Raw genomic sequence first — 1,500 nt, 5'->3', positions numbered from 1 at the left:
GTCAGCGATGTCGGCCACCGAGCGCATACGGTCGTCCCGCCCGTCGGAGTACGCGGGCATAGTCGGGTCATCCACGCGACTGGTGGCCTGAGGCGATGGGGAATCGTGCGATCTCGCGCTGGACGATCAGCTAGGCGCCGGGAATGCTGTCAAACTGTCTGCTGGTCCGACAGGGCCATCTGCAGGTTGCGCTGGGCGATGCGGGAATGTTCGCGCGCCAGCGCCTCCTCCGGGCCGCCCTCGCTCATGCTGGATTGGCCTCCAGGATGGAACGAGTGATGCTCCTGCGCGATCGACAGGATCTCCCGCGATTCCGGCAGCTCCGACTGGAGGAAGACGAAGGCGTTGGGCGAGGCGAAGGGCAGATGCAGGATGCGCTCCATCGACCGCTTCAGCACCGCGCTCGCCGCCAGCTCCACCAGCAGGCTGTGGAAGCGGTCGTTGAGCCGGATATAGTCGGAAAAGTCATCCATGCTCAGTTCGCGCCGGCGGATCAGCGTGTCCAGGCTGCCGACGCAGTCGCGGATCTCCGCCAGTTCGGCACGGTCCGGCCGGCGTTCGGCGGCGCGGCGGGCGACCATGCCCTCCATGGTGCCGCGCAGCTCGATGGAATCGGCGATGTCCCGGTCGCTGAACTCCCGCACCACGAAGCCGCCGGTGGCGAGGCAATCCACCAGTCCCTCCTCCTCCAGACGGACCAGCGCCATCCGGATCGGGGTGCGCGAGACGCCCAGCCGCTCGACGATGTTCAGCTCCGCAACGCGCTCGCCCGGCGGTAGTTCGCCGTTCAGCACCATCTCGCGCAGCTTCAGCAGCGCCTTGACCGTCTGGGCGTTGCGCGGCTTGTCGTCCGCGGCGGCGGTCATTCCGCCGCCATGCGGGGCTTGGATTGGGACTGCGGCGCCGCGCCGTTCTCCGCCGCGATCATGCCGTCGATCAGCCGGCGCGCCCACAGGGCGCCCGCGTCGATGTTGAGGTTGTAGAAGGGCTGGCGCCGGTTGCGGTCGATTGCCGTCTGCTGCGCCTCCAGCACGGCGTGGTCCTGGTCGTAGACCCCGCGCCCGTCATTGACGTGGGCGAGGTTCAGCTGCTTGGTCAGCTCCGCGTCGTCGGTCCGGTATGTGCGGACGAAGTTCCAGAAATAATGACAGCTCGTCTCGCTTTCCGGCGTGATCGCGGCGAGGAAGCAGCCATTGACCCCCTGCGAGCGGTCGCCGGAGCGGGCGCCGGTCCCGGTCAGTGCCACGCCGACGTCGCCGACAATCGTCGACGGCGCCTGGAACAGGATGATCTGCCAGCGGTCCACCCGGCCGCTGCGGCCGGTCGAGGCCAGCTGGCGGGCCCAGAAGGGCGGCGGCTCGATGTCCTCCATCCAGCGCTCCACCGTCGCAGTGCGGTCGGTGTGGGTGACCTCGAACGGCGTGCGGGTGATGGCATCGTCGCCGATGCTGCCGGCATGGACATAGGTCTCGTGGGTCAAATCCATCAGGTTGTCGGTGA

The 1,500-nt window shown here is 68.1% G+C and carries 2 protein-coding genes; both read right to left on the bottom strand.

Annotated elements, in window-relative coordinates:
- Nucleotides 1–149: 149 nt before the first annotated feature.
- Nucleotides 150–866 carry a GntR family transcriptional regulator gene (locus I71_RS32595; RefSeq protein WP_042704103.1) on the bottom strand — a complete coding sequence of 239 codons (717 nt, stop codon included), beginning with the start codon at nucleotides 864–866 and terminating at the stop codon, nucleotides 150–152.
- Nucleotides 863–1,500 (bottom strand): RHO alpha subunit C-terminal catalytic domain-containing protein (locus I71_RS32590; RefSeq protein ID WP_042704101.1); only part of this gene is annotated, 638 nt, incomplete at its 5' end. The genes I71_RS32595 and I71_RS32590, both read right to left, overlap by 4 nt.

The organism is Azospirillum sp. B506 (genome assembly GCF_000333595.1).
In the GTDB taxonomy this organism is placed as follows: Bacteria; Pseudomonadota; Alphaproteobacteria; order Azospirillales; family Azospirillaceae; genus Azospirillum.
Note: the sequence above shows the minus strand (reverse complement) of the source record. Positions and strands in the feature narration are given on the sequence as shown.